Consider the following 20,766-nt stretch of genomic DNA (forward strand, 5'->3'; position numbering starts at 1 on the left):
CGATGTATCGCGAATCTGGGAGGACGCACGGCAGGGCGCGACCCCGCGTGGGCGCCCGCAGGCGCGAAGGAGCGCGAACGGGCGCCAACGGGCGTACGGGAGCGGCCGTACGGAGGAGGTCAGGAGGGTCAGGAGGGGGCCAGGAGGGGGTCAGCCCACCGAGGAGTACGCCACCACGCCGCGGCGCAGGCCCTCCACGGCCTTGCGGGCGTTGCGGCGGACCGGGCCGTCGGGCGGCGCGGCGTCGGCGATCTGGCCGAGCACGTCGATCAGCTGCTTGCACCAGCGGACGAAGTCGCCGGCCGGCATGTCCGCCTCCGACAGCACGTCGTCCAGCGGCCGGCCGGACGTCCAGCGGTAGGCGGCCCAGGCGAAGCCGAGGTCCGGCTCGCGCTGGCCGACGCCCTCGGTCTGGTTGATCCGGTGCGCCTCCTCCAGCGCGTCGAGACGGCCCCAGATGCGGACCATCTCGCCGAGCGCGTCACGCGCGGCGCCGGTCGGCAGCTTGGGCGTCACCGCGTCGTCGGACTGCCGGGACTCGTAGACCAACGCCGAGGCGCAGGCGGCGAGTTCGGCCGGGCCGAGGGCGTTCCACACGCCGTCGCGCAGGCATTCGCTGGCCAGCAGGTCCAACTCGCCGTAGAGCCGGGCCAGCCTGCGGCCCTCGGGGGTGACCGTGTCGCCCTCCAGATAGCCGAGTTCGGACAGCACCGCGCACACCCGGTCGAAGGTGCGGGCGATGGTGTTGGTGCGGCCCTCGATGCGGCGCTCCAGCTGCTGGTTGTCGCGGCGCAGCCGCTGGTAGCGCTCGGCCCAGCGGGCGTGGTCCTCGCGGTCGTCGCAGCCGTGGCAGGGGTGCGCCCTGATCGCGGCGCGCAGCCGGGCGATCTCGGTGTCGTCGGCCGCCGCCGCGCGCTCCCTGCGGTGCCGCACCGGCCCGGTCCAGCGGGCCGTGCCGGCCTTGCTGCGCATCGCCGAGGCGAGGTCGCGGCGGGACTGCGGGCTGCGCGGGTTGAAGGACTTGGGGATGCGCATCCGCTCCAGCGGCTCGACCGGCACCGGGAAGTCCAGCGCGGCCAGCCGCTTGACCTGGCGCTCGGCGGTCAGCACCAGCGGGCGCGGGCCGTCGTGGTACTCGCCGCCGCGCGGGTGGTGGTGACCGGTCGCGCGGCCGGGGATGCCCGGCTCCAGCACCAGTGCCAGGCCCGCGAACTTGCCGGCCGGCACATGGATGATGTCGCCGGGCCTGAGCTTCTCCAGCGCGTCGGACGCGGCGGCCCGGCGCTGCGCGGCGCCCTGCCGGGACAGCTCGGCCTCCCGCTCCTTCAGCTCCCGGCGCAGCCGCATGTACGCGTCGAAGTCGCCGAGGTGGCAGGTCATCGACTCCCGGTAGCCGGCCAGGCCCTCCTCGTTGCGCTGCACCTGGCGGGAGATGCCGACCACCGAGCGGTCGGCCTGGAACTGCGCGAAGGACGTCTCCAGCAGCTCCCGCGAGCGGTGCCGCCCGAACTGGCCGACCAGGTTGACCGCCATGTTGTACGACGGCCGGAACGACGAGCGCAGCGGATACGTACGGGTGCCGGCCAGTCCCGCCACGGCGGCCGGGTCGAAGCCGCGCTGCCACAGCACCACGGCGTGGCCCTCCACGTCGATGCCGCGCCGCCCGGCCCGGCCGGTGAGCTGGGTGTACTCGCCGGGCGTGATGTCGGCGTGGGTCTCGCCGTTCCACTTGACGAGCTTCTCCAGCACCACGCTGCGGGCCTGGCATGTTGATGCCCAGCGCCAGCGTCTCGGTGGCGAACACCGCCTTGACCAGGCCCTTGACGAACAGCTCCTCGACGACCTCCTTGAAGGTCGGCAGCATGCCGGCGTGGTGGGCGGCGATGCCCCGCTCCAGGCCCTCCAGCCACTCGAAGTAGCCGAGGACGTGCAGGTCCTCGTCGGGGATGGAGCGGGTGCGCTCCTCCACGATCGACCGCACCCGCACCCTGGCCTCGTCGTTGTTCAGCCGCAGCCCGGCGTACAGGCACTGCTGGACGGCGGCCTCGCAGCCGGCCCGGCTGAAGATGAAGGTGATGGCGGGCAGCAGGCCCTCGGCGTCGAGCCGGTCGATGACCTCGGCGCGGCTGGGCGTCCACACCCGGCTGCGGGCCCGGCGCTCGCGCTCCCGGTCGGCCTCCCGGCCGCGGCCGCGGGGCCGGTGGACGCGCTGGTTCTCCATCCGGGCCAGCCGCTCCAGGTCCGCGTTGACCTCGCGGCGGCCACGCGGCTCGGTCGGCCCGGACTTCTCCTCGAACAGGTCGTACATCCGCAGGCCGGCCAGCACGTGCTGCCACAGCGGCACCGGGCGGTGCTCGGAGACGATGACCTCGGTGTCGCCGCGCACGGTGTCCAGCCAGTCGCCGAACTCCTCGGCGTTGGAAACCGTCGCCGACAGCGACACCAGCGTCACGGACTGCGGCAGGTGGATGATCACCTCTTCCCACACCGCGCCGCGGAACCGGTCGGAGAGGTAGTGCACCTCGTCCATCACCACGTAGGCCAGGCCGTCCAGGGCGGCCGAGCCCGCGTAGAGCATGTTCCGCAGCACCTCGGTGGTCATCACGATCACCGGGGCGTCGCCGTTGACGCTGTTGTCGCCGGTGAGCAGGCCGACGCGGTCGGCGCCGTAGCGCTTGGCGAGGTCGTTGTACTTCTGGTTCGACAGCGCCTTGATCGGGGTGGTGTAGAAGCACTTGCGGCCCTGCTCCAGGGCCAGGTGCACGGCGAACTCGCCGACGATGGTCTTGCCGGACCCGGTCGGCGCGGCCACCAGGACGCCGCTGCCGGACTCCAGCGCCTGACAGGCCTCCACCTGGAACGGGTCGAGCCCGAACTCGTACAGCTCGCGGAACCGGGCGAGTGCGGTGGCGTTCTCTTCGGCGCGGCGACGGCTGGCGGCGTAGCGCTCGGCTGGTGACATCTCTTCGGTCATCTCGGGAACGAGCGTACCGGCAGGTGCCGACACGGCGCGTGATCTTATCTGCCCGGTACAGCTTTTCCGGGGCATGATTGCCCAGCGGGAACCCGCGCGCGGTCACCGCCGCCCCGGGGCCCACCAGCGCCCCGGACGCCCCGTGCCCGGCGCCTCACACCAGCAGGCGCAGCGCCCCCGGCACCGTCTCGGCCTCCAGCGGCAGCGGGCCGATCCGCTCGCCGTCGGCGTAGCCGGTGACGTCGGCCGCGGCCAGCCGCACCCGGGCGGCGCGGTGCACCGTCACCACCGGGTGCGAGGGGTGGGTGCCGCGGTAGACCCGCGGGAAGACCCGCAGCAGGGTGCTGCGGCTGCACGGGCCGACCACGCACACGTCGAACAGCCCGTCGTCCATCACCGCGTCCGCGCAGATCCGCATGCCGCCGCCGTACGAGGACCCGTTGCCGACCGCGATCAGGGTCGCCTCGATCTCCCGCTCGGGCGCGTCGTCGAAGGCCACCGTGTACGGGATCGGGCGCAGCGCGGCGAGCTCGGCGAGCATCGCCAGGTCGTAGCGGAAGCGGCCGACCGGCCACCGCATCCGGTTGCCGCGGTCGTTGACCCGGGAGTCGAAGCCGGAGGCGAGCACGGTGCCGAACCAGCGGTCGCCGGTCCTGCCCAGGTCCACCGGGCGGCCCCGGCCCTCGGCCAGGGCCCGCGCGATCGCGGCGCCGGCCGCGGCGGGGTCGCGCACCGGCAGGCCGCTCACCCGGGCGAAGTCGTTGCCGGTGCCGACCGCGACGACGCCCAGCGGGGTGCCGGTGCCCGCGACGGCCTGCAGGGCGAGCGAGACCATGCCGTCGCCGCCGACCGCGATGAGTGCCCCGGTGCCGCCGGCGACGGCCGCGCGGGCCAGGTCGAGCGCCTCCGCGGCGTCCGCGCCGGCCACGACGCGCACCCGGTGGCCGGCCTCCCGCAGGGCGCCGGCGGCGGGCTCGGCGGCGCGGGCGCCGCGGCCACGGCCCGCGGCGGGGTTGACGACAAGGGTGATCTCGCTGGTCACGGCCGGACCCTATCCCGTATCCGCCGGCTCCAGGCACTCCGAGGATGCCCGGTCACCGCCGCCCGGGGCCGCGCCTGCCGAAGAGCCGGGCCGCGCCCGGGCCGCGCTCAGGTGGCGTCGTCGTAGCCGTCGTCGCCGCGCCGGTCGGCCGCGTCGAAGGGCTGGGAGGTGATCTGCTCCGGGATGTGGTCGAGGCTGGACGCCTCGTCGGGGTCGAGACCGAAGTCGGGGTCGGCCTCGCGGCGGCGGCGCCGGCGCGCGTCGTTGAAGAAGCAGACGCCCATCGCGAGGAAGTACAGGAAGACGATCGGCGCGGCCAGCAGGCACATGGTCAGCGGGTCGCCGGTGGGGGTGGCGACGGCGGCGAAGACGGTGATGCCGATCACCATGCCGCGCCACCAGCCGAGCATCCGCCGGCCGCTGACCACGCCGGTGAAGTTCAGCAGCACCAGCACCAGCGGCAGCTCGAAGGCCAGGCCGAAGACCACGATCATGCGCACGACGAGGTCGAGGAAGTCGTCGAGGGCCAGCAGGTTGGTGGTGTCGTTCGGCACGAAGCCGATCATGATCCGCGCGGTCTGCGGCAGGATTTCGTACGCCAGCAGGCCGCCGGCCAGGAACAGCGGGACGCCCGCGCCGACGAAGCCGAGGGTGTAGCGCTTCTCGTTGCGGTGCAGGCCGGGCGCGAGGAAGCCCCACAGCTGGTAGAGCCAGACCGGCGAGGCGCCGACGATGCCGGCCATCAGCGAGACCTTCAGCGCGATGGAGAAGCCGCCGAGCAGGCCGCTCACCGTCATCTGCGCGCAGGCCTTGCTGGTGTCCTTGTGGTTCTGGCCGTTGATGCAGCGGACGTTGTCGGGGATGCGCTGCTGGAGCAGGTGGATGATGTCCTTGTAGAAGAACGCCGCCACGACGGTGACGACGATGATCGCAAGGACCGACTTCAGAAGCCGGTTGCGCAGCTCGCGCAGGTGGTCCGCGAGGGGCATCCGCCCCTCGGGGTCCTTGGCCGGCTTGCGGCGGGCAGTCTTGAGCACCCACGTCCTCGTCTCGTGCGGCAGCCTGGGCGGGGCGCCCCGCCTACGGCTTGGTCCTGCGTCGGGTCGTCCGGCGGCCGGTCGGGCCCGGCGGCGCCGGTCAGCTGCGGGCGACGGTCAGCCGCGGGCGGCGCGGTCCGCCGGCTCCTGCACCGGGCGGGCGCTCGCGGTGTCGCCGGGCGCGGACTGGATGGTGCGCGGGGTCTCGGCCGCCGGCTGCGCGGCGGTGGATTCGGCGGTGCCGTCGGACCCGTCGTTCTTCATCGCCTTGGCCTCGCTTTTGAGGATGCGGGCCGACTTGCCGAGCGACCGGGCCACGTCCGGCAGCTTCTTGGCGCCGAAGACCAGGACGACGACGAGAAGGATGAGGACGAGCTCCAGGGGCTTGAGGTTGCCGAGCATATGAGATCTACCTTCTCACCGGGGCGGCGTGTTCCGCTGTGATCGTAGCGTGCACCGGTGAACGGAGGGGAGGTCCCCGCCGTACGGCCGGTGGCGGCCCCCGCCGCGCTCCGTAGCGGGCCGCCCGGCCAGAGTACCCTTCGTCCCCCTCGGCACGGCAGGCTCAGTGGCGGGAGATGCCGCCGGCGCGCTCGGCGGCCCGGTCCGCGGCGCGCTTCAGCCGCTCCCCCGCCTCCGCCAGCGCGCGGCTGCCGGCCTCGACCCGGCGGGCCAACTCGGCCACCTCGGCGTACACCCGCAGGGCCAGCACGGCGAGCACCAGCAGGCCGGCGGTCGACAGTCCCACGCAGGCGATGATCCACCACATGGACGGCGAGCCTACCGCCCGCCGGACCGGCCGGGCCTCACGCCAGCCGGATGGTGCGCACGCCGCCGCCGGTGAGGAGTTCGACGATGCGCTCGCCGGCCGGCTTGCGGACCTGCTCGCCGCACGCGGGGCAGGTGAAGGAGTAGAACGTGGTGCGGGCCGAGCCGCCGAGGGCCAGCCGCAGCGCGTCCGCCGCCAGTTCGAAGCTCTCCCGGCAGTGCGGGCAGTTCGCCCGGAACAGCACGGGCCCGGCGGAGACCGGCGTCAGCGTCATCGGCGGCGTCCTCACTCCCCGTAGGCGGCCAGTGCCTGGACCGCGGCGTCCCGGGCCTCGGCGGCCAGCCCCGCGGGCGACACGATCCGCCCGTCCGGGCCCAGCCGCAGGGCCAGCCGGCGCAGCGAGCCCGGGTCGGGGGTGCGCAGGGTGATCCGCAGACCGCCGTCCGGCAGCTCCTCGGCGCTGTCGTGCGGGTAGTACTCGGCGACCCATCGTCCGCCGGGGCCGACCTCGACGACCACCTCCGGGTCGTCGCCGGCGGGCTGCACCAGCCCCTGGGACAGGTCGCGCGGCTCGATCCTGGGCGGGTCGGACGGCTCGTCCAGCAGCCGGATCTCGGCGACGCGGTCCAGCCGGAAGGTGCGGCGGTCCTCCGAGAGCCGGCACCACCCCTCGACGTAGGTGTGGCCGACGGCGAACAGCCGGATCGGGTCCACCTCGCGCTCGGTCAGCGTGTCGCGAGCCGGGGAGTAGTAGCGCATCCACAGCCGGCGGCGCTCGGTGAGGGCGCGGTCGACGGTCGCGAACACGCTGCCCTCGGACTCGAAGGTCACCGACAGGTGGGTGCTCGCCCCGGCCGCCTCGCCGGCCGCCGCCTCCAACTTGGTGCCGGCCCGCAGCAGCGCCTGCCGGTCGCTGTCGCGCAGCCCCGGCAGGTTGGCCACCGCGCGGGCGGCCACCAGCAGCGCGGTGGCCTCGTCGGCGGCCAGCCGCAGCGGCTGGGCGACGTCGTCGGCGGTGCCCGGGTTGTGCCACCAGATGCGCTCGCCGTCGGTGTCGATGTCCAGCAGGTCGCCGCCGCGGAAGCTGGTGCCGCACAGCGGCAGCACGTTGAGGTCGCCGATCAGCTCGGCCTCGGTGACGCCGAAGGCCCGCGCGACCTCGCTGACCCGGGCGCCGGGCCGCTCGCGCAGATACGTGACCAGCGACAGCATCCTGCGCGTCTGGTCGATGGCGTTGCTCATGCTCCCCGCTCTCCCCCGCGTCAGCCCTTGGCCACGGCGCGCAGCCGGTCGACGACCTCGGTGCGCAGCTCCTCGGGGGCCAGGACCACCACGTCGGGGCCGAACTCGGCCAGCCAGGCGTCCAGTCCGTGCCCGTACGGAATCTCCAGCTCGTCCCACTCGGCGTCCACCGGCGTGGTGAGGACGGCGCGGGCGTGCAGCGGGTAGCCGCTGCCGCGGCGCAGCCTGATCCGGGCGGTGGCCGCGGTGGCGCCCTCGCCGGCCCAGCGGGCGACGGCCTCGCGGACGTCGACGTGGTCCAGGACGGGGGCGGTGGCCGCGCCCTTGGTGCGGACCCGGCCGCAGATCCGGGAGAGCCGGAAGACCCGGACGTCGTCGCGGTCGCGGTCGTGGCCGGCCACGTACCAGTGGCCGCGCCAGCACTCCAGCGCCCACGGCTCGACCAGCCGGGGCTCGGGGCGCGCCGCGTTGGCCTTGCGGTAGTCGAAGGCGACGGCGCGGCGCTCGCGGGTGGCGAGCATGAGCGCCTCGAAGGCCGGCTCGGGCGCGGCGATGCGGGGTTCGAGCGCGCTGCTGGCGTCCTCGAACGGCACGCCGGCGGCGCGCAGCTTCTGCAGCGCTCCGCTGGCCGCCTCGGCGAGCCTGGCCTGCTGCCAGACCTTGGCGGCCAGGCTCAGCGCGGCGGCCTCCTCGGGGTCGAGCGCGATGTCCGGCAGCCGGTTGCGGTCGCTGCGGGCGAGGTAGCCGAATTCGCCGTCCAGGCTCTCCACCGTGTCGATGACCAGGCCGAGTTCGCGCAGGTCGTCCTTGTCGCGCTCGAACATCCGGTTGAAGGCGTCGTCGGAGGTGACCTCGTGGTACGCCTCGATGGAGGCGCGCAGCTCGCGCTTGCTGACCGGGCGCCGGGTGTTCATCAGGCACAGCGCGAGGTTCATCAGCCGCTCGGCCTTGGCAATCGCCATCCGTACCCTCGCCACCCCTCGTGAGCGCCCCAGCGTGTCGAACCTACCGCCCCGAAAGGGCGCGGACCAAACGGCCCGCGCCCTTTCGGCGGTGGTGCTATGGACCGGCCCGGGCGGTCCGGACCGGAGGTCAGACGGAGACCAGGTCGCAGACGAAGATCAGGGTCTCGCCGGGCTTGATGGCCGAGCCGGCGCCGCGGTCGCCGTAGGCGAGGTGGGCCGGGATGGTCAGCTGGCGGCGCCCGCCGACCTTCATGCCCTGGATGCCGCGGTCCCAGCCGGGGATGACCTGGCCGGCGCCCAGCTGGAAGCTCAGCGGCGCGCCGCGGTTCCAGCTGGCGTCGAACTCCTCGCCGCTGGAGAAGGCGACGCCGACGTAGTGGACGGAGACGTTGTCGCCGGCCGTGGCGACCGGTCCGTCACCCTCCCAGATGTCCTTGATCTCCAGGTCGGCCGGCGGCTCGCCGCCCGGGAAGTCGATCTCGGGCTTGTCGATGCTCAACGGAAACTCCTTGTGCGTTGCGGGAGAACCCGCACAGTCTTGCAGAGCCCGGGACGGACCCGGTCACAGGATCGCGAGGATGTCCAGGCAGAAGACCAGCGTCGCGTTGGCCGGGATGCCGCTGCCGCTCGGCGGCTGGGCGCCGTAGGCGACGTCGGGCGGGGTCACCAGCATCACCCGGCTGCCGGCCTTCTTGCCGGCCAGGCCCTGCTGCCAGCCCTTGATGAGCTGCGCCAGCGGGAACGCGGCGAGTTCCCCGCTCCGGTAGGTGGCGTCGAACTCCTTGCCGGTGTCCCAGACCACGCCCTTGTACTGCAGCAGCAGCGTGTCGCTGGCCTTGACCACCGCGCCGTCGCCCTCGATGACGTAGTTCGAGACCAGCTTGGCGGGGGGCTTGACGCCCTTGGGCACGGTGATGTCCGGGGCCTTGCCGTCGGTGTTGGCGCCGACCGTGGGCAGCTTCTTGTCCGACTGCGGGACCTTCGTGCCGGTGGCCGAGCTCTTGCCGTTGAACCGCTGGAGGACGTCGACCACGAAGACCAGGGTGTCGGTGCCCTTGATGCCGGCCTGCGCGTTGCCGGAGCTGCCGTAGCCCAGGGACGGCGGGATGGCCATCTCGACCCGGCTCTTGACCTTCTTGCCGACCAGGGCCTTGTCCCAGCCGGGGATGACCTTCCCCTTGCCGATCACATTGGTGTACGGGCCGCGGCCGAAGGAGGTGTCGAAGACCTTCGCCGAGTCCCAGATCTGGCCGAGGTAGTTGACCTGGATGTAGTCGCCGGCGGCGATGACCGGGCCGCCGCCGGCGACGACGGTCTTGACCGCGAGGTCCGTCGACGGGGTGCCGGTGCCCTTGGCGACGGTGGGCTTCTGGCCGAAGGCCGTGCCGGCGGTGATGGCCGGCACCGGGCCGTCGACGATCTTCGGGGCGGCGGTGGCGGACGCAGACGGCGTGGCGCCGGTCGAACCCGAGGGCGTCGGCGACGAGGACGACGCCGAGTCGCTCCCCTTGTCGTCGTCGCCGCAGCCGGCGGCGGTGAGCATCAGCGCGGGTACGGCGAGCAGAACGGAGCGTCGGCGCACGGGGTGTCCTCGTTACGGGTCGTCGGGTGTGGGGCTGGCGGGTCGCGAGTGCCGCCCCACACCCTACGGTGTGCCGTCGCGCGGTCACATCCCGGCGATGAGCTTCTCCACCCGGTCGTCCACGGACCGGAACGGGTCCTTGCACAGCACGGTGCGCTGCGCCTGGTCGTTGAGCTTCAGGTGCACCCAGTCGACGGTGAAGTCGCGGCGCTGCTCCTGGGCGCGGCGGATGAAGTCGCCGCGCAGCCGGGCCCGGGTGGTCTGCGGGGGCACCGACTTGGCCTCGAAGATCTTCAGGTCGCTGCAGATCCGCTTGGCCTGGCCCTTGCGCTCCAGCAGGTAGTAGAGCCCGCGGCGCCGGTGGATGTCGTGGTAGGCGAGGTCTATCTGTGCGACCCTGGGGTGGGACATGGTGATGTTGTCCCGGTTCCGGTAGCGCTCGATCAGCTGGTACTTCATCACCCAGTCGATCTCGGTGCCGATCTTCGCCAGGTCGCCGCTGCCGATGGCGTCCAGGGTGCGGCCCCACAGCTCCAGCACCTGCTCGATGACGCCGCTGCGGATGCCGCGGCGCTCGCAGAACTCCACCGCTTTGGAGTAGTACTCCTGCTGGATGTCCAGCGCGGAGGCCTCGCGGCCCGAGGCCAGGCGGACCTTGCGGCGGCCGGTGATGTCGTGGCTGACCTCGCGGATGGCCCGGATGGGGTTCTCCAGGGTGAGGTCGCGCATCACGGTGCCGGCCTCGATCATCCGCAGCACCAGGTCGGTGGCGCCGACCTTGAGCAGCATGGTGGTCTCGGACATGTTGGAGTCGCCGACGATGACGTGCAGCCTGCGGTAGCGCTCGGCGTCGGCGTGCGGCTCGTCGCGGGTGTTGATGATCGGGCGGGAGCGGGTGGTGGCGGAGCTGACGCCCTCCCAGATGTGCTCGGCCCGCTGGCTGACGCAGTAGACCGCGCCGCGCGGGGTCTGCAGCACCTTGCCCGCGCCGCACAGCAGCTGGCGGGTGACGAGGAACGGAATGAGGATGTCCGCCAGCCGGGAGAATTCGCCGTGCCGGGCCACCAGGTAATTCTCGTGGCACCCGTAGGAGTTGCCGGCCGAGTCGGTGTTGTTCTTGAACAGGTAGACGTCGCCGGCGATGCCCTCCTCGTGCAGGCGGCGTTCGGCGTCGACGAGAAGGCCTTCGAGGATGCGCTCCCCGGCTTTGTCGTGCGTGACGAGTTCGGTGACGTTGTCGCACTCCGGAGTGGCGTACTCCGGGTGCGAGCCCACGTCGAGGTAGAGCCGGGCACCGTTTTTCAGGAAGACGTTGCTGCTGCGGCCCCATGACACGACACGGCGGAAGAGGTACCGCGCCACCTCGTCAGGGGACAGGCGGCGCTGTCCCCTGAACGTGCATGTGACGCCGTACTCGTTCTCCAGCCCGAAAATGCGGCGGTCCATGTCTGAACATTACGCCTGATGCGTGGTGCTGAAACGGGGTTGAGGGGCACGGTTTGGATCTTTTTCCGCACCGGTTTCGAGGTTTGCCGCCGTCAGGAAAGCGCCGGTGGAGAGCAGTACGACCGTGGCGGCGGCCCCGCCGGCCGCCGCCACGCCGAAGGCGGCGGCCGCTCCCCCGTGCTGCGCGGCGGCTCCGGCGACCGCGGTGCCCAGCGCCGAGCCGACGCCGATGGCGGTGACCACCCAGGAGAACGCCTCCGTCACGGTGCCCGGCGGGGCGTGCCGGTCGACCACCAGGAAGGCGCAGGCCAGGGTGGGCGCGAGAAACAGGCCGGACAGGGCGGCCAGCGGCAGCATCCAGGGCAGGCCGGGGACTGCCGGCAGCGGCGGATAGCAGGCGGCCAGGCCCAGCGAGAGCAGCCGCAGCCGCCGCTCGGGCGGGCCGCTCCAGGAGCGGGCGCCGTAGCCGAGGCCGCCGGCCAGCGCGCCGAGGCCGTTGGCGGCCAGCACGTACGCCGCGGCGGGGCCGCCGCCGTGCGCGTCCCCGTAGGCGACGGCGGCCAGCGCGACCGCGCCGAGCGCGATGCCGACGAAGAAGCAGGCGCACAGCAGCACCGCCAGGCCCGCCGAGCGCAGCGCGCCGAGCCAGTGGGCCTCGCGCGGCTCGGCCCGCCAGGCCCGCGAGGGCGCGGCGGTCACCACGACCAGGGTGCCGGCGACGCCGAGCGCGCCGGTGAGCACGACGGCGGCGGCGTGCGAGGCGGCGGACGCGGCGAGGGTCACCAGCAGCGGGCCGACGGTGAACATCACCTCCTGGGCGGCGGCGTCCAGCGCGTAGGCCCGCTTCACCCGCTCCTGGTCGCGCAGCACGTCCGGCCACAGCGCGCGCAGGCCGCCCTCCAGCGGCGGGGTGGCGAGACCGGCCAGCAGCACGGCGGCGACGGCGAGCGGCAGCGGCGCGGGGCCGGTGGCCGCGAGCAGGCAGAAGCCGGCGGCGGACAGCAGCGCGGCGCCGGTCATCACGCGGGGCTGGCCGCGCTTGTCGACGGCCCGGCCGAGCAGCGGCTGCCCGGCGGCCACGGCGAGCCCGTAGAGCGCGGACAGGGTGCCGGCGGTGCCGTAGCCGGCGCCCTGCGAGCGCAGGAACAGCACGATGGCGAGCGCGGCCATCGCGTTGGGCAGCCGCCCGAGCAGGGTGCCGCCGAGCAGCCGCGCGGCGTGCCGCGTCCGCAGCAGGTCCCGGTATCCGCCGGCCATCTCTCCCCCAGGGTGCGCGGGTACGTGTTACGTATAACGTCCTGGGGTCATACGTACCATGTCGGCAGTCCGCGGTCCAGGCCGCGGCAGCGGGTCGCACGGCAGGCGATCCCACAGGCGGGCGTACGGGGGGCGTGCCCGCAGACGCACGGCGGACGGCGCACGGCGAGAAGGGCGGACGAGGGTGAGCGGGGACGGGACGCGGGCGGGCGGCGGCACGGCCGGGGCCGCGCGGCCGACGTCGCGCGACGTGGCGCGGGCGGCCGGCGTGTCGCAGGCGACGGTCTCCCTGGTGCTCGGCGGCAAGTGGCCCGGGCGGGTGTCGGCGGCGACGGCGGAGTCGGTGCGCGCGGCGGCCGGCGAACTGGGCTACCGGCCGAACCTCGCGGCGCGCAGCCTGCGGACCGGCCGCACCCGCACCGCCCTGCTGGTCGTGCCCGCGCTCACCCACGAGTACTTCGCCCGGGTCTACGCGGGCGCCGCCGCGGTGGCCGCCGAGCACGGCTTCGGCGTGGTGCTCTACCCCTCGCCGGCCGGCGTGGGCCCGGCGCGCGACCCCTTCGGCTCCGCCCAGACGGCCATCGACGGCGTGATCGCCTCCTCGATGGCCGCGGACGCGCTGGGCGGGATCGGCGGCGGGGGGCTGCCGCTGGTGATGCTCGACAGCGAGCCCGCGCCCGCCGTGGGCGGGGCGTCCGCGCCCGCGGCGGCGCCGGACCGGGCGGCGCCGGACCGGGCGGCGCCGCCGACGGTGAACCTCGCGGTGGCGGACGGCATGCGGCAGGTGGCGCGGCACCTGGTGGCGCTCGGGCACCGCCGGATCACCCATCTGGCGGCGGACGTGGACTCCTGGACGTTCCGGGTCCGGGCGCGAGCGGTGCGCGAGGTGCTGGACGCGGTGCCGGGGGCGCGGCTGGCCGAGGAGCGCTGCGCGCTGGACATGGGCGCGGCGCGGGAGGCGGCGCTGCGGGCCCTGCGCGGGCCGGGCGGCGCCGGCGGTGCGGACGGGCGGCCCACGGCGCTGCTGTGCGACGGGGACCTGCTGGCCGCGGGGGCGTACAAGGCGGCGCGGGCGCTGGGGCTGCGGGTCCCGGAGGATGTGTCGGTGTCAGGGTTCGACGATCTGGTGCTCGCGTCGGCGTTGGAGCCCGAGCTGACCTCGGTGCGGCTCCCCGCGGAGGAGGTCGGGGCGCACGGCATGCGCGCGCTGCTCGCCCTCTTCGAGGGCGCGCCCGCCGCGCCGGTCGAGCTGCCCGTCCGCCTGGTCCCCCGCGGCAGCACTGCGCGTCCGCCCCGCCCTCCCGGCTGCCCCGTCCCGCCGTCCCGGGATCTCCCCCCGGCACCAGGTTGACCGCGCAGTTCCCCGCGCCCCTGAAAAACACGCCCAGCGCCGAGCTGACCAACGAGGCGGTCCAGCGCGACGCCGAGCGTCAAGCAACCAGGGGCGCGGGGAACTGCGCGACAAACCACCCACCGGGAGAAGGTCCGGACGCACCCCCCAGGGGCAGCCCCGTGCGGTGTCAGGCGAACCGGGCTGGAGGCTACTCCTCGTCGGTGGGGTCGTCCGTCGCCGTCGTCGCGGCCGACTCCGTCTCCAGCAGACGGGACAGCTGGCGCCCCAGGATGCGCTTGAACTTCCGCTGCTGCGGCCGGGTGCGGTCCAGCACCGCGACCTCCAGCTGCTCCGCGGTCAGCCGCCGGTCGCCGCCGTTGTTGTCCCGGCTGAGCGACTCGACCGCCAGGGACAGCGCCTCCGCGAGCGTGAGCCCGTCCCGGTGCCGCTGGTCCAGGAAGCTGCCGATCTGGTCGGAGTTGCCGCCGACCGCGACCGCGCCGTGCTCGTCCACGATGGACCCGTCGTGCGGCAGCCGGTAGATCTGGTCGTCCTCGGGGGCCGCGCCCACCTCCGCGACGATCAGCTCGACCTCGTACGGCTTCTCGCCGACGCTGGAGAAGATGGTGCCGAGGGTCTGCGCATACACGTTGGCCAGGCCGCGCGCGGTCACGTCGTCGCGGTCGTAGGTGTAGCCGCGCAGGTCGGCGTAGCGGACGCCGCCGATGCGCAGGTTCTCGAACTCGTTGTACTTGCCGACCGCCGCGAAGGCGATCCGGTCGTAGATCTCGCTGACCTTGTGCAGGGCGCGGGAGGGGTTCTCGGCGACGAAGACGATGCCGTCGGCGTACTGGAGCACGACGACGCTGCGGCCGCGCGCGATGCCCTTGCGGGCGTACTCGGCGCGGTCGGCCATGGCCTGCTGAGGTGAGACGTAGAACGGCGTGGACACCGGCTAACCGTGCCTTTCTGCTGTCGGCGCTGGGGACCCCACCGGCCGGGAGGGCCGGTGGGCGGGGCTGCGGACGTGCTCCGGAGGACCGGCCGTCACAGCACCTCGGCCTGTGGTCCGTCGGGGTTCTCCAGCCGCCCGTCGAGCACCGAGCGGGCGATCTGGGCGATCTCCTCCTCGGGCAGCCGGCGGAAGCCGTCCTCGCTGATGGCGGCGACGATGGGGTAGATCCTGCGGGTGAGGTCGGGGCCGCCGGTGGCCGAGTCGTCGTCCGCCGCGTCGTAGAGCGCCTGGACGACCGCGGTGACGGTCTGCCGCTCGCCGGCGTCCTTGCGGTAGAGCTTCTTCAGCGCGCCGCGGGCGAAGACGGAGCCGGAGCCGGTGGCCGAGAAGTTCAGGTCCTCGCTGCGGCCGCCGGTGACGTCGTAGGAGAAGATCCGGCCCTTGCCGCGCTCGGTGTCGTACCCGGCGAACAGCGGCACCACGGCCAGGCCCTGCAGGGCCATGCCGAGATTGCCGCGGATCATGGTGGACAGGCGGTTGGCCTTGCCCTCCAGGGAGAGCGTGGCGCCCTCGATCTTCTCGTAGTGCTCCAGCTCCAGCTGGAACAGCTTCACCATCTCCACGGCGAGGCCCGCGGTGCCGGCGATGCCGACGGCGGAGAACTCGTCGGCGGGGAACACCTTCTCGATGTCGCGCTGCGCGATCACGTTGCCCATGGTGGCGCGGCGGTCGCCGGCGATGATCACGCCCTCGTCGTAGACCGCGGCCACGATCGTGGTGCCGTGCGGGAGTTCGACGGCTCCCTTCAGCGGCGGCAGCGCGCGGTTCCCCGGCAGCAGCTCGGGCGAGTGCTCGCCCAGGAAGTCCAGGAACGACGACGAGCCCGGCGTCAGGAAGGCCGCCGGCAGACGCCCGGTGGTGCTGCGAGTGTTGGCTTCCACGCGATTCCTTCCACACGATCTTGGCAGACGGTACGGACCCTACCCGCGGCCCGGAAATCCATCCGCCCCGCGCACCGGTGGGGTTGCGGGGCGGACGGAAGGGTGAGCGGCTACTCGCCGCCCTTCTGGACGAAGGACCGAACGAAGTCCTCCGCGTTCTCCTCCAGGACGTCGTCGATCTCGTCCAGGACGGAGTCCACGTCGTCCGAAAGCTTCTCCTGGCGCTCCTTGAGGTCCTCCGCGGCCTGAGCGTCCTGCTGGACCTCCTCGACCTCCTCGGTGGAACGCGTTGCCCGCTGCTGTCCGCCGTCACTGTCCCTGGTGGCCATGTCCCTCACCCCGCTCGGTTGCGTGACCTACAAGATCAGACCCTACAAGGAGGGTCCGACTCAGGCCCTCGAATACTCAACGTCCGAGTGCTACCCGGTTGATTCCCGGTTCCGGGCCGCTTCAGCCCCGTCCGGGCCCGCGAAGATCAGCCCCCGGACAGGATGCGCACCAGTTCCTCGGCGGTGCGGCAGCGGTCCAGCAGCTCCTTCACGTGGTTGCGGGTGCCGCGCAGTGGCTCCAGGGTGGGCACCCGTTGCAGGGAGTCACGGCCGGGCAGGTCGAAGATCACCGAGTCCCAGGAGGCGGCGGCCACGTCGTCGGCGTACTGCTCCAGGCAGCGGCCGCGGAAGTAGGCCCTGGTGTCCTCCGGGGGCTTGTCCACGGCCCTGAGCACCTCCGGCTCCTCCAGGACCCGCTGAATGCGCCCGCGGGCCGCCAGACGGTTGTACAGGCCCTTGTCGGGCCGCACGTCGGCGTACTGCAGGTCGACCAGGTGCAGCCGGGCGGCGTCCCAGCCGAGGCCGTCACGGCGCCGGTAGCCCTCCAGCACCTCCAGCTTCGCCACCCAGTCCAGCTCGCCCGACAGGCTCATCGGGTCGTTCTCCAGCCGGTTGAGCACGTCCTCCCAGCGGGCCAGCACGTCCTTGGTCTGCTCGTCCGCGTCGGAGCCGTAGCGCTCCTCGGTGTACTTGCGGGCCAGCTCGTAGTACTCCATCTGGAGCTGCACCGCGGTCAGCGTGCGGCCGTTGCGGAGCGTGACGAGCTGTCGCAAGCCGGGGTCGTGCGAGACCTCGTGCAGGGTGCGGACCGGCTGGTCCACCGCGAGGTCGACCTTGATGAAGCCGTCCTCGATCATGGACAGCACCAGTGCGGTGGTGCCGAGCTTGAGGTAGGTGGAGATCTCGGACAGGTTGGCGTCGCCGATGATGACGTGCAGCCTGCGGTACTTCTCGGCGTCGGAGTGCGGCTCGTCCCGGGTGTTGATGATGGGCCGTTTGAGGGTGGTCTCCAGGCCGACCTCGACCTCGAAGTAGTCGGCGCGCTGGCTGAGCTGGAAGCCGTCCTCGTGGCCGTCCTGGCCGATGCCGACCCGGCCCGCGCCGGTGACCACCTGGCGGGAGACGAAGAACGGCGTCAGGTGCCGCACGATGTCGGAGAAGGCGGTCTCCCGCTTCATCAGGTAGTTCTCATGGGTGCCGTAGGAGGCGCCCTTGTTGTCGGTGTTGTTCTTGTACAGGTGGATCGGCTGGGCGCCGGGGATCTGGTCGGCCCGCAGCGCCGCCTCGGCCATGATCCGCTCGCCGGCCTTGTCCCACAGCACCGCGTCGCGCGGGTTGGTCACCTCGGGCGAGGAGTACTCCGGATGGGCGTGGTCCACGTAGAGCCTGGCGCCGTTGGTGAGGATCACATTGGCCAGGCCGATGTCCTCGTCGGTCAGCTGGGTGGAGTCGGCGGCCTCCCGGGCCAGGTCGAAGCCCCGGGCGTCGCGCAGCGGGTTCTCCTCCTCGAAGTCCCAGCGGGCCCGCCGCGCCCGGTGCATCGCCGCCGCGTAGGCGTTGACGATCTGGGACGAGGTGAGCATGGCATTGGCGTTGGGGTGCCCCGGGACGGAGATCCCGTACTCCGTCTCGATGCCCATTACTCGCCGTACGGTCATGCGGCCCTCCTTGCCCGGCTCCGGCCGGTCCAGACCGGAAAACACACCGGCCGCGGGTACCCGCTGTGGGGACCCGCAGCCGGAGGGTAGTGCCTACAGATACTGTCCGGTGTTCGCCACGGTGTCGATGGAGCGTCCGGTGTCCGCCCCCTGCTTTCCGGTCACCAGGGTGCGGATGAACACGATCCGCTCGCCCTTCTTGCCGGAGATCCGCGCCCAGTCGTCGGGGTTGGTGGTATTGGGCAGGTCCTCGTTCTCCTTGAACTCGTCGACACAGGCCGCGAGCAGGTGGGAGACGCGCATGCCGCGCTGGTTGTGGTCCAGATACGCCTTGATCGCCATCTTCTTGGCCCGGTCCACGATGTTCTGGATCATGGCGCCGGAGTTGAAGTCCTTGAAGTACAGGACCTCCTTGTCACCATTGGCGTAGGTGACCTCCAGGAAGCGGTTCTCCTCGGACTCGGAGTACATCCGCTCGACCACGGACTGGATCATGGCGTCCACGGTCGCGGCCGGCGAGCCGCCGTGCTCGGCGAGGTCCTCGCTGTGCAGCGGGAGCGAGTCGAGCAGGTACTTGGAGAAGATGTCCTTGGCCGCCTCGGCGTCCGGACGCTCGATCTTGATCTTGACGTCCAGCCGGCCGGGCCGCAGGATCGCCGGGTCGATCATGTCCTCGCGGTTGGACGCGCCGATCACGATGACGTTCTCCAGGCCCTCCACGCCGTCGATCTCGGCGAGCAGCTGGGGGACGATGGTGTTCTCCACGTCCGAGCTGACGCCGGAGCCACGGGTCCGGAAGAGCGACTCCATCTCGTCGAAGAAGACGATGACCGGGGTGCCCTCGGACGCCTTCTCCCGGGCGCGCTGGAAGACCAGGCGGATCTGCCGCTCGGTCTCGCCGACGTACTTGTTCAGCAGCTCCGGGCCCTTGATGTTCAGGAAGTAGCTCTTGCCCTGCGGCTGTCCGGTCACCTCGGCGACCTTCTTGGCCAGCGAGTTGGCCACCGCCTTGGCGATCAGCGTCTTGCCGCAGCCGGGCGGGCCGTAGAGCAGCACGCCCTTGGGCGGGCGCAGTTCGTACTCCTTGAACAGGTCGGCGTGCAGGTAGGGCAGCTCCACCGCGTCGCGGATCTGCTCGATCTGGTTGCCGAGACCGCCGATCTGGCGGTAGTCGATGTCCGGGACCTCCTCGAGGACCAGTTCCTCGACCTCGCTCTTGGGCACCCGCTCGTAGACGTAGCCCGAGCGGGGCTCCAGGAGCAGGGCGTCGCCGGCCCGCAGCGGGGCGTCCGCCAGCGTGTCGGCGAGGCGCACCACGCGCTCCTCGTCGGTGTGGCCGATGACCAGCGCGCGCTCGCCGTCCTCCAGGACCTCCTTGAGGGTGACGATGTCGCCGACGCGCTCGAACTCCATGGCCTGCACCACGTTGAGCGCCTCGTTGAGCATCAGTTCCTGGCCGCGCCGGAGCTCGTCGAGCTCCACCGACGGGCTGACGTTCACCCGGAGCTTGCGCCCTCCGGTGAAGATGTCCGCCGTGCCGTCGTCGTTCGCCTGGAGGAACACGCCGAAGCCGGCAGGGGGCTGCGCGAGCCGGTCGACCTCCTCCTTGAGGGCCACGATCTGGTCGCGGGCCTCCCGCAGGGTGTTCGCGAGCCGTTCGTTCTGCGCGGACACTCCTGCCAGATTGGTCTGCAGCTCGACGATCCGCTCTTCGAGAATCCTCGTGTGCCGCGGAGAGTCGGCGAGCTTGCGTCGCAGGACGGCGATCTCCTGCTCAAGAAAGGCGACCTGGCTCATGGGATCTTCCGATCCACGAGCGGGTCGGCCGCCACGGTTGATGTCGTCGTCGTGGGCCGCCACGGTCCTCACCTCCTCCAAGGGGAGCTGGACGTTTCCAGACCCTACCTGGGCCAGGTGGGGTTGAAACCCCTAGATCACAAAGACGATCGCGGTGTGTCCGATCTTCACCCTTGCGCACGTCCCTCCGCCACTGAGATACCCGCCGATCTCCATCCGAAAGCCGCCGGTTGTATCGTCGTTTCGGTCAACCACCGCGGCGGGCCGTTGCTTCCCGGGACTTCCGGGAGGCGCTGCGGGGGCTCCCGCGGGGCTCCCCAGGGGTCCGTCGGCGGTTGCCCGGTCACATCCTGAACGAGGAACGGCAGGCGAGGGGTTCCGTGAGCGAGGACACAGCCGAGGCGCTGGAGGTCTGGATCGACCAGGACCTGTGCACGGGTGACGGCATCTGTGTGCAGTACGCGCCCGAGGTCTTCGAACTGGACATCGACGGTCTGGCGTACGTGAAGGCGCCGGCGCCCGACGGCGGCGAGGGCGAACTGCTGCAGTCCCCCGGCGCGACGACGCCGGTGCCGCTGCCGCTGCTCCAGGACGTGGTGGACTCCGCCAAGGAGTGCCCCGGCGAGTGCATCCACGTGCGCAGGGCCGCCGACCGCGTCGAGGTCTACGGCCCCGACGCGGAGTGAGCCGCAGGCCGCGGCGGGCGGCCGTGGCGGGCGGGCGCGGCGCCGGCCGGGAGGCGGCTCAGACGCTGTTCGGCGGCGGGCCGGGGATCGCCACGTAGCGGCCGTCGCGCCACTCCCAGGTGTACGCCCGCTGGAGGTCGGGGCAGCAGCGCGGCACGGTGTCGCCGGAGAAGCCCAGGACGGTCGCCCGCACGGTACGGCCCTGCAGCCGGAAGTTCGCGATCTCCCGGTCGTCCTGCGGCCTGACCAGGGTCTCCACGATCCGCGGGGCGCCCCCCGCGGCGGCCGACAGCACGTAGACGCCGCTGGGCGGGGTGCCGGTGTCGGCCTGGCAGCGGACCACCACGACGGTGTCCGGGCGGCCGTCCCCGTCGAGGTCGGCGGAGACGTGCGAGAGCACCGCCACGGACACGCCGGGGGCGCAGTCCAGCGGGTAGGTCACGGCGTTCGGGTCGGGCGCGGCGGCGGGGGCGGGGGCCGCGCGTCCGGCTCCGGTCCCGCCCTGCGCGGCCCGGCCGCCGTGGGTGCTCTGGCCGGCCGCCGGCCGGGACGCGGTGGGCGAGGCGTCGGCGGGCTGCACCAGGGCGACGGCGCCGACCACGGCGCCGAGCGCGACGGCGGTGGTGAGCCAGTGCACGGCTCGGGTGCGGGTGTGCGGAAGGGCGGGGCCTGCGGACGGCTGCACGCGCCTGTCTCCTGGGGTCGTTCACCGGGGGGTGGCCAGCATCGTGCCATATCTCACACCGGGCGGGA

Annotated in this window: 19 protein-coding genes and 1 pseudogene; 2 read left to right on the forward strand and 18 right to left on the reverse strand. The window is 72.7% G+C overall.

The annotated features are described in order from the left end of the window. Positions 1-150: 150 nt before the first annotated feature. The 12 genes and pseudogenes from VSR01_RS05925 to VSR01_RS05980 form a co-directional block, all read right to left on the reverse strand. Positions 151-2,974 (reverse strand): annotated as a pseudogene (locus VSR01_RS05925) (DEAD/DEAH box helicase). Between the two features lie 154 nt (positions 2,975-3,128). Then, a complete protein-coding gene (locus VSR01_RS05930) occupies positions 3,129-4,016 on the reverse strand; it encodes a diacylglycerol kinase (RefSeq protein ID WP_326448223.1) in 888 nt (295 codons plus the stop codon). A 107-nt stretch (positions 4,017-4,123) separates the two neighbouring features. Continuing rightward, positions 4,124-5,053 carry a twin-arginine translocase subunit TatC gene (gene tatC, locus VSR01_RS05935; protein ID WP_326448224.1) on the reverse strand — a complete coding sequence of 310 codons (930 nt, stop codon included), beginning with the start codon at positions 5,051-5,053 and terminating at the stop codon, positions 4,124-4,126. A gap of 117 nt (positions 5,054-5,170) precedes the next feature. Continuing rightward, entirely contained in the window at positions 5,171-5,455 is a 285-nt protein-coding gene (gene tatA, locus VSR01_RS05940) for a Sec-independent protein translocase subunit TatA (protein ID WP_326448225.1), read from the reverse strand. Between the two features lie 163 nt (positions 5,456-5,618). Next, positions 5,619-5,801 carry a hypothetical protein gene (locus VSR01_RS05945; RefSeq protein WP_326448226.1) on the reverse strand — a complete coding sequence of 61 codons (183 nt, stop codon included), beginning with the start codon at positions 5,799-5,801 and terminating at the stop codon, positions 5,619-5,621. Between the two features lie 58 nt (positions 5,802-5,859). Then, on the reverse strand, positions 5,860-6,096 hold the full coding sequence (locus VSR01_RS05950) for a hypothetical protein (RefSeq protein ID WP_326448227.1): 237 nt from the start codon (positions 6,094-6,096) through the stop codon (positions 5,860-5,862). Positions 6,097-6,107: 11 nt separating this feature from the next. Beyond that, a complete protein-coding gene (locus VSR01_RS05955) occupies positions 6,108-7,064 on the reverse strand; it encodes a helix-turn-helix transcriptional regulator (RefSeq protein WP_326448228.1) in 957 nt (318 codons plus the stop codon). A gap of 20 nt (positions 7,065-7,084) precedes the next feature. Then, entirely contained in the window at positions 7,085-8,026 is a 942-nt protein-coding gene (locus VSR01_RS05960; protein ID WP_326448229.1) for a helix-turn-helix transcriptional regulator, read from the reverse strand. A gap of 130 nt (positions 8,027-8,156) precedes the next feature. Further along, positions 8,157-8,528: an FKBP-type peptidyl-prolyl cis-trans isomerase gene (locus tag VSR01_RS05965; RefSeq protein ID WP_326448230.1), complete on the reverse strand. Its 372-nt coding sequence runs from the start codon at positions 8,526-8,528 to the stop codon at positions 8,157-8,159. Between the two features lie 63 nt (positions 8,529-8,591). Further along, a complete protein-coding gene (locus VSR01_RS05970; RefSeq protein WP_326448231.1) occupies positions 8,592-9,611 on the reverse strand; it encodes an FKBP-type peptidyl-prolyl cis-trans isomerase in 1,020 nt (339 codons plus the stop codon). 84 nt (positions 9,612-9,695) lie between these two features. Continuing rightward, on the reverse strand, positions 9,696-11,057 hold the full coding sequence (gene pafA / locus VSR01_RS05975; protein ID WP_326448232.1) for a Pup--protein ligase: 1,362 nt from the start codon (positions 11,055-11,057) through the stop codon (positions 9,696-9,698). A gap of 9 nt (positions 11,058-11,066) precedes the next feature. Further along, a complete protein-coding gene (locus tag VSR01_RS05980) occupies positions 11,067-12,314 on the reverse strand; it encodes an MFS transporter (RefSeq protein ID WP_326448233.1) in 1,248 nt (415 codons plus the stop codon). A 184-nt stretch (positions 12,315-12,498) separates the two neighbouring features. On the opposite strand from VSR01_RS05980, the gene VSR01_RS05985 reads away from it, so the two are divergent. Then, entirely contained in the window at positions 12,499-13,665 is a 1,167-nt protein-coding gene (locus tag VSR01_RS05985; RefSeq protein ID WP_326448234.1) for a LacI family DNA-binding transcriptional regulator, read from the forward strand. A gap of 190 nt (positions 13,666-13,855) precedes the next feature. On the opposite strand, the gene prcA is transcribed toward VSR01_RS05985, so the two are convergent. The 5 genes from prcA to arc all read right to left on the reverse strand — a co-directional run bounded on the left by prcA (position 13,856) and on the right by arc (position 19,390). Further along, entirely contained in the window at positions 13,856-14,599 is a 744-nt protein-coding gene (gene prcA, locus VSR01_RS05990) for a proteasome subunit alpha (RefSeq protein WP_326448235.1), read from the reverse strand. 95 nt (positions 14,600-14,694) lie between these two features. After that, entirely contained in the window at positions 14,695-15,543 is an 849-nt protein-coding gene (gene prcB / locus VSR01_RS05995; RefSeq protein ID WP_326448236.1) for a proteasome subunit beta, read from the reverse strand. 110 nt (positions 15,544-15,653) lie between these two features. Then, on the reverse strand, positions 15,654-15,872 hold the full coding sequence (locus VSR01_RS06000) for a ubiquitin-like protein Pup (protein WP_326448237.1): 219 nt from the start codon (positions 15,870-15,872) through the stop codon (positions 15,654-15,656). A 146-nt stretch (positions 15,873-16,018) separates the two neighbouring features. Beyond that, positions 16,019-17,530, reverse strand: coding sequence for a depupylase/deamidase Dop (dop, locus tag VSR01_RS06005; protein WP_326448238.1), 1,512 nt, complete (start codon positions 17,528-17,530; stop codon positions 16,019-16,021). A gap of 93 nt (positions 17,531-17,623) precedes the next feature. Then, entirely contained in the window at positions 17,624-19,390 is a 1,767-nt protein-coding gene (arc, locus tag VSR01_RS06010; RefSeq protein ID WP_326448239.1) for a proteasome ATPase, read from the reverse strand. 317 nt (positions 19,391-19,707) lie between these two features. Here arc and VSR01_RS06015 point away from each other — a divergent pair, with 317 nt between their 5' ends. After that, on the forward strand, positions 19,708-20,013 hold the full coding sequence (locus VSR01_RS06015; protein WP_326448240.1) for a ferredoxin: 306 nt from the start codon (positions 19,708-19,710) through the stop codon (positions 20,011-20,013). Between the two features lie 58 nt (positions 20,014-20,071). Here VSR01_RS06015 and VSR01_RS06020 read toward each other — a convergent pair whose 3' ends face one another. Further along, positions 20,072-20,698: a hypothetical protein gene (locus VSR01_RS06020; RefSeq protein WP_326448241.1), complete on the reverse strand. Its 627-nt coding sequence runs from the start codon at positions 20,696-20,698 to the stop codon at positions 20,072-20,074. Between the last annotated feature and the right edge of the window lie 68 nt (positions 20,699-20,766).

The sequence above is a fragment of the Actinacidiphila sp. DG2A-62 genome (genome assembly GCF_035825295.1).
Taxonomy (GTDB): domain Bacteria; phylum Actinomycetota; class Actinomycetes; order Streptomycetales; family Streptomycetaceae; genus Actinacidiphila.

Coding starts and splice junctions, on each gene's coding strand:
- dop (WP_326448238.1), bottom strand. CDS start 17,530: ATGACCGTACGGCGAGTAATGGGCATCGAGACGGAGTACGGGATCTCC.
- VSR01_RS05960 (WP_326448229.1), bottom strand. CDS start 8,026: ATGGCGATTGCCAAGGCCGAGCGGCTGATGAACCTCGCGCTGTGCCTG.
- VSR01_RS05950 (WP_326448227.1), bottom strand. CDS start 6,096: ATGACGCTGACGCCGGTCTCCGCCGGGCCCGTGCTGTTCCGGGCGAAC.
- tatA (WP_326448225.1), bottom strand. CDS start 5,455: ATGCTCGGCAACCTCAAGCCCCTGGAGCTCGTCCTCATCCTTCTCGTC.
- VSR01_RS05955 (WP_326448228.1), bottom strand. CDS start 7,064: ATGAGCAACGCCATCGACCAGACGCGCAGGATGCTGTCGCTGGTCACG.
- VSR01_RS06000 (WP_326448237.1), bottom strand. CDS start 15,872: ATGGCCACCAGGGACAGTGACGGCGGACAGCAGCGGGCAACGCGTTCC.
- VSR01_RS05980 (WP_326448233.1), bottom strand. CDS start 12,314: ATGGCCGGCGGATACCGGGACCTGCTGCGGACGCGGCACGCCGCGCGG.
- pafA (WP_326448232.1), bottom strand. CDS start 11,057: ATGGACCGCCGCATTTTCGGGCTGGAGAACGAGTACGGCGTCACATGC.